A 6,188-nucleotide genomic window follows, 5' to 3' on the forward strand; every position below is an offset into this window, starting at 1 on the left:
GCTTGTGAAAAAAAAATTGCGGAGTTTGCGAAATTTGTCACCAATACCCTTTGACATAACAGGGCTGAGCAGATATCTTGCAAGGGCTTTATGTATTTTCAACTCCTTCAATCCGCAATTCACATGGAGGATGCGGCATGCTGGACCTAAACGTCACTCTTCTTTTTCAGCTGGCGAACTTCTTTATCGCCATTTATGTGCTTAACATCCTCCTGATTCGCCCCATCCGCGAAATCATCAAAAAGCGCAACGGCGTCATGGATGACATGGCCGAGGAAGCCGGTTCTTTCGAGTATCAGGCTGGCGAACGGCTCACCAACTATGAGGCCGAACTGGCCCGCGCCCGTCAGGACGCAGGCAGCAACCGTGAGGCTGGCCGCGCCGCAGGCGTGGTCGAACAGCAGAAGCTGGTGGGCGAAGCTCAGCAAAGCGCCCGCGATATTCTGGCTGAAACCCGCGCCTCGCTGCAGGCACAGGCTGCGGAAACCCTTGCTGCGTTGCGCAAGCAGGTGGGTGAATTTTCCACCCGTCTGGCCGACCGCCTCATCAAGGGCTAGCAAGCGGCGCTGACTCAGGCCTTTGCGGGCCGTTCCGCAACGTTCGCGTTGCGGCTTCATTGGGAACTGTTTTCGAATCGGTATTATCGAACAGAGGGGGTGGGCTTTGAGCAGATGGAAACACGCGGGGTTTATCCTGCCGCTCGTTATTGCCTTTGCCGCGCTGGTGGTCATTCCTGCGGGAGCCATGGCTTCTGAAGGACATGCAGCGCCGCGTTGGGGCGACTTCGGCTGGCGCGTGCTCAACTTCGTAATTTTTGCCGGCATCCTCTGGTACTTCGTTGGCGGGCTGGCCAAGCGTTTCTTTAAGAACCGCCGCGAAGGCATCAAGAATGCGCTGGACGATCTTGACGAACGTCGCAAGACGGCCAAGGAGCAGCTGGCCTCGGTAGAGACCCGCATTGCCAACCTTAATGCTGAACGCGAGGCCATCTTGGCCGAGAGCCGCCAGCAGGCCGAGGCCCTCAAGCAGGGCATTGTGGAAGAGGCTCACCGCCAGGCCGCTCAGATTGTGGAGCAGGCGCGCCTTACGGCGGAAAATGAAGGCCGCGCGATCTTTGCTGAAGTGCGCGCCTCCATTGCCGATGAGATCGTGAACGCCGCCGAGAAAGCTCTGAGCTCCAAGCTCAATGCGGCCGAGCACGACAAGCTTATCGCCAACTCCCTTAACAAGGTGGTGCTCCATTGATTAACACCGTGGTTGCACGCAGGTATGCCAACGCAATTTTTGCGCTTGGCAAAAAGGATGGGGATGCAGCCCTGAGCTCGCGTGGCGATTGCCTGGCGTCTCTTGGTGAAATGCTCGCCGCCGCGCCTGGGCTTGACCTTACCCTGAAAAGCCCTGTTATCGGCGTAAGCGAAAAAAAGGCAGTTCTCGACAAACTGCTGACCAAGCTCAAGGCTGACCAAACCATGCGCAATTTCTGCTTTCTGCTCGCAGATAAGGAAAGGCTTGCCTTTCTGAGCGAAATTGCAGCGTGGTACGGCAAGCTGCTGGACGAGGCCAAGGGGATCATCCGCGGCCAATGCATAACCGCAGTACAACTTTCCGCAGACAAAAAGTCTAAGCTCAAGGATACCTTGCAACAGAAAGCGGGCACCGATATTGAGCTGACCTTTGCCGTGGACAAAGACATACTAGGGGGTATGGTGCTCAAAATGGGTGACCGGGTGCTGGACGCAAGTCTGCGCGCGCAGTTGGGAATCCTTCGGGAGACATTCAAGAGGGGTGAATAGCACATGCAGATCAAAGCGGAAGAGATAAGCAAGATCATTGAGGATCAAATCCAAAACTACGAGCAGCGCGTCGAAATGAGCGAAACTGGCACCGTACTCTATGTCGGTGACGGTATCGCCCGTGTCTACGGGGTCAAGAACGCGATGTCCATGGAACTGCTGGAATTCCCCGGCGGCATCATGGGCATGGTTCTCAACCTCGAAGAAGACAACGTCGGCGTGGCCCTGCTCGGTTCGGACGTGGGCATCAAGGAAGGCGACCCGGTCAAACGTACCGGCAAGATCTTCTCCGTGCCTGTGGGCGACGGCGTTATGGGTCGTGTGCTCAACCCCCTGGGTGAGCCCATCGACGGCCTTGGCCCCATCGAAGCCACGGAAGTGCGCCCGGTGGAAATCAAGGCCCCCGGCATCATCGCGCGTAAGAGCGTGCATGAGCCCATGCCTACTGGCCTTAAGGCCATTGACGCCATGACTCCCATTGGCCGCGGACAGCGCGAACTTATCATTGGCGACCGCCAGACCGGTAAGACCGCTGTTTGCGTTGATGCCATTCTGGCGCAGAAAGAAACGGACATTCACTGCTTCTACGTGGCCATCGGCCAGAAGAAGTCGTCCGTGGCTCTGGTGGCCGACACCTTGCGCCGTCACGGCGCGATGGAATACACCACCATCATTTCAGCCACGGCGTCCGATCCCGCGCCCTTGCAGTACATTGCGGCATACACCGGCTGCGCAATGGCCGAGTTCTACCGCAACAACGGCAAGCACGCCCTCATCATTTACGATGACCTTTCCAAGCAGGCCGTGGCTTATCGCCAGATGTCGCTGCTGCTCCGTCGCCCCCCGGGACGTGAAGCTTTCCCCGGCGACGTATTCTACCTCCACTCGCGTTTGCTTGAACGCGCTGCGAAGGTGAACGACAGCCTTGGCGCCGGTTCTTTGACGGCTCTGCCCATCATTGAAACCCAGGCGGGCGACGTTTCCGCGTACATCCCCACCAACGTGATTTCCATCACCGATGGTCAGGTGTACCTGGAACCCAACCTCTTCAACGCCGGTGTGCGTCCGGCCATTAACGTGGGCCTTTCGGTTTCCCGCGTGGGTGGCGCAGCGCAGATCAAGGCCATGAAGCAGGTCGCCGGTACCATGCGTCTTGACCTTGCCCAGTATCGCGAACTTGCGGCTTTTGCCCAGTTCGGCTCGGATCTGGACAAAGGCACCAAGGCCAAGCTTGATCGTGGTGCACGCTTGGTGGAACTGCTCAAGCAGCCCCAGTACAAGCCCATGCCCTCGCATGAGCAGGTCGCCTCCATCTACGCCGCTACCCGTGGTCACATGGATGACGTGCCGGTGGATATGATCCGCAAGTTCGAAGACGACATGCTCACCTTTATGCGTGATACGCGTAAAGACGTGCTTGACGCCATTAAGGATAAGAAAGTCATTGACGAGGCTGTGGAAAAAGCGCTCACCGAGGCCATTACCGCCTTCAAGCAGGGCTGGAAGGCCTAGGGGCCCCCTCCATACGGGAGATAAGCATGCCTTCACTCAAAGACGTAAAAATGAAGATCGTGGGGGTCGGTAAGACCAAGCAGATCACCAAGGCCATGAACATGGTGGCCTCGGCGAAACTGCGCGGCGCCCAGACCCGCATTGAGCGCTTCAGGCCGTACGCGGCCAAATACCGCGACGTGCTCGCCGAACTGTCGAGCAAGGTGGAGGGCAATGCCCACCCCCTGCTGGCAGAGCATGAGGAAAAGAAACACTGCGCCATTGTGCTGGTTACATCCGACCGTGGCCTGTGCGGCAGCTTTAACGGCAACATCATCGCCACCGCTCTGCGGCTGGCGAAGGAAAAAGCCGGGGCAGGAATGGAGATCAGTTTTGCCTGTGTGGGACGTAAGGGCCGCGATGCCGTTCGTACTGCCGGGCACAATATCTTCACCGCCTATGGCGACCGCATGGGGAGCATAGACTTCGCTCTCGCCAGCTCTGTGGCGCAGGAAGTCATTCACGGCTACGAAACCTTCGCATTCGACGAAGTGTGGCTGATCTACGGCGAGTTCGTATCCATGGGCAGCCAGCCGCCCCGCACCCTTCGCCTTCTGCCGTTGCAAACGCCGGAAGCTGAAGAAGTGGCAGAAGTGGCCGGAACGCCCCGTTGCGAATACGTGTACGAGCCGCAGGAAGAAAAGCTGTTGGCGGAGCTTTTGCCCCGCTACGTCAAGGTGCAGGTTTACCGTGGCATGTTGGACACCTCGGCCAGCGAGCACGCCGCACGCATGGCTGCCATGGACAACGCCACCCGTAACTGCAACGAGATGATCAACATGCTGACGCGGCTCTACAACAAGACGCGGCAGGCTTCCATCACCAGCGACCTCATCGACATCGTCGGCGGCGCTGAAGCGCTGAAGGGTTAAGGAGCCAAACATGAGCAAAAACATCGGTAAAGTCGTTCAGGTTATCGGCGCCGTGGTGGACGTAGAGTTCAGCGACGGCAACCTGCCGAGTATCTTCACCGCCCTGGAGATAACCAACCCGAACAATAGCGATGCTCCCAGCCTCATCTGTGAGGTTGCGCAGCACCTGGGCGACAACGTCGTTCGTACCATCGCCATGGACGCCACTGAAGGCCTTGTCCGCGGCATGGATGCGGTCGACACCGGGAACCCCATCATGGTTCCTGTTGGCAAGGCCGCCGTTGGCCGCATCCTGAACGTCATCGGTCGTCCCGTTGACGAACTGGGTCCGGTCAATGCTGAAAAATACTACCCCATCCACCGTCCGGCTCCGCAATTTACGGATCTGAACACCAAGGTGGAACTGCTTGAAACCGGCATCAAGGTCGTTGACCTTCTTGTTCCCTTCCCCAAGGGCGGCAAGATGGGCCTCTTCGGCGGCGCTGGCGTGGGCAAGACCGTTATTCTGATGGAGATGATCAACAACATCGCCAAGCAGCACGGCGGTTCGTCGGTTTTCGCGGGCGTCGGTGAACGCACCCGTGAAGGCAACGACTTGTACCACGAACTCAAGGACGCAGGCGTTCTGGAACGCGCCACGCTTGTGTACGGTCAGATGAACGAACCTCCGGGAGCCCGTGCCCGCGTGGCCCTTACGGCCCTTGCGTGCGCGGAATACTTCCGTGACGAAGAACATCAGGACGTGTTGCTCTTCATCGACAACATCTTCCGTTTCACGCAGGCTGGTTCCGAAGTGTCCGCTCTGCTTGGCCGCATGCCCTCGGCCGTGGGTTATCAGCCCACCCTGGGTACTGACCTTGGTGCCTTGCAGGAACGCATCACCTCGACCAACAACGGTTCGATCACGTCGGTGCAGGCCGTTTACGTCCCTGCTGACGACTTGACCGACCCGGCCCCGGCCACCACGTTCTCGCATTTGGACGGAACGCTCGTGCTTTCCCGCCAGATCGCAGAACTTGGCATCTACCCCGCCGTGGACCCGCTCGACTCCACCTCGCGCATCCTCGACCCCAACGTTGTGGGCGATGATCACTACATGGTGGCACGTCGCGTGCAGATGGTGCTCCAGAAGTACAAAGAACTTCAGGACATCATCGCCATCCTCGGCATGGACGAGCTGTCTGACGAAGACAAGCTGACTGTTGCGCGTGCGCGCCGCATTCAGCGCTTCCTCTCGCAGCCCTTCCACGTGGCCGAAACCTTCACCGGCACCCCTGGCCAGTATGTGAAGCTTGAAGACACCATCAAGGGCTTCAAGGGCATTCTGGACGGCGCATACGACCACATGGCGGAAGGCGACTTCTACATGCTGGGCGGCATTGAACAGGCCGTTGCCAAGTACGAACAGCGCAAGCTGCAGGAAGAGAAGTAAGGCGTTAATCGCAACGCTTTGAGGTTCTGGGTCGCGCCTTGCTTGAGGCGCGACCCGAACCCGGCCATCTGCGTATATCAGGAGCGAAGGAGTACCTATGGGCACGCTGCAACTTGAAGTGGTTACGCCGGACAAAACCGTGGTCAGCGGCGAAGTGGAAATGGCCGTCTGCCCAGGAATTGAGGGCGAATTCGGCGTGCTGCCCAAGCACGTTTCCCTGCTTTCTGCCCTGAAGATCGGCGGCCTGCGCTACCGCGCTGACGGCAAGGATGGGCACGTTTTCATCTCCGGCGGTTTTGCCGATGTGAACAACGATGTGCTCACAGTGCTGGCCGAATCGGCAGAGCTGGCGGACAGCATTGACACCGCGCGCGCCATGGCAGCCAAGGAACGCGCTGAAAAGCGCATTGCCAGCCATGACGAAAAGGTGGACATTGTCCGCGCTGAAGCCGCTCTGCAACGCGCAGTTGTGCGCTTGCAACTGGCCCAGCTCCGCTGAGCTACCAATTTTCAGATTTGTGGGGCCGCAGCAGCGTGGAA

At 58.6% G+C, this 6,188-nt stretch carries 7 protein-coding genes; all 7 read left to right on the forward strand.

All coding sequences use genetic code 11. The features are described from left to right. The first annotated feature begins 137 nt into the window (after positions 1-137). The 7 genes from VEZ52_RS07980 (at position 138) to VEZ52_RS08010 (ending at position 6,147) form a co-directional block, all read left to right on the forward strand. Complete coding sequence (locus tag VEZ52_RS07980; protein ID WP_324836356.1) at positions 138-557, forward strand: ATP synthase F0 subunit B; 420 nt, start codon at positions 138-140, stop codon at positions 555-557. Between the two features lie 106 nt (positions 558-663). Then, positions 664-1,245 (forward strand): ATP synthase F0 subunit B, encoded by a 582-nt coding sequence (locus VEZ52_RS07985; protein ID WP_192113069.1) that lies wholly within the window; start codon positions 664-666, stop codon positions 1,243-1,245. Then, entirely contained in the window at positions 1,242-1,793 is a 552-nt protein-coding gene (gene atpH / locus VEZ52_RS07990) for an ATP synthase F1 subunit delta (protein ID WP_291444392.1), read from the forward strand. Before VEZ52_RS07985 ends, atpH begins: the two co-directional genes overlap by 4 nt. A gap of 3 nt (positions 1,794-1,796) precedes the next feature. Further along, positions 1,797-3,305, forward strand: a complete 1,509-nt coding sequence (atpA, locus tag VEZ52_RS07995) for a F0F1 ATP synthase subunit alpha (RefSeq protein WP_324836357.1) — start codon at positions 1,797-1,799, stop codon at positions 3,303-3,305. Between the two features lie 26 nt (positions 3,306-3,331). Beyond that, complete coding sequence (locus VEZ52_RS08000) at positions 3,332-4,216, forward strand: F0F1 ATP synthase subunit gamma (RefSeq protein WP_324836358.1); 885 nt, start codon at positions 3,332-3,334, stop codon at positions 4,214-4,216. 10 nt (positions 4,217-4,226) lie between these two features. Then, the gene (gene atpD, locus VEZ52_RS08005; protein WP_192113073.1) at positions 4,227-5,648 is read left to right on the forward strand and encodes a F0F1 ATP synthase subunit beta; all 1,422 of its coding nucleotides are present in this window, start codon (positions 4,227-4,229) and stop codon (positions 5,646-5,648) included. Between the two features lie 97 nt (positions 5,649-5,745). Then, positions 5,746-6,147 carry a F0F1 ATP synthase subunit epsilon gene (locus VEZ52_RS08010; protein ID WP_022658958.1) on the forward strand — a complete coding sequence of 134 codons (402 nt, stop codon included), beginning with the start codon at positions 5,746-5,748 and terminating at the stop codon, positions 6,145-6,147. The last annotated feature ends 41 nt before the right edge of the window (positions 6,148-6,188 follow it).

This window comes from Desulfovibrio sp., from assembly GCF_035644575.1.
GTDB lineage: Bacteria > Desulfobacterota > Desulfovibrionia > Desulfovibrionales > Desulfovibrionaceae > Desulfovibrio.

Coding starts and splice junctions, on each gene's coding strand:
- VEZ52_RS07980 (WP_324836356.1), top strand. CDS start 138: ATGCTGGACCTAAACGTCACTCTTCTTTTTCAGCTGGCGAACTTCTTT.
- atpA (WP_324836357.1), top strand. CDS start 1,797: ATGCAGATCAAAGCGGAAGAGATAAGCAAGATCATTGAGGATCAAATC.
- VEZ52_RS08000 (WP_324836358.1), top strand. CDS start 3,332: ATGCCTTCACTCAAAGACGTAAAAATGAAGATCGTGGGGGTCGGTAAG.
- atpD (WP_192113073.1), top strand. CDS start 4,227: ATGAGCAAAAACATCGGTAAAGTCGTTCAGGTTATCGGCGCCGTGGTG.
- VEZ52_RS08010 (WP_022658958.1), top strand. CDS start 5,746: ATGGGCACGCTGCAACTTGAAGTGGTTACGCCGGACAAAACCGTGGTC.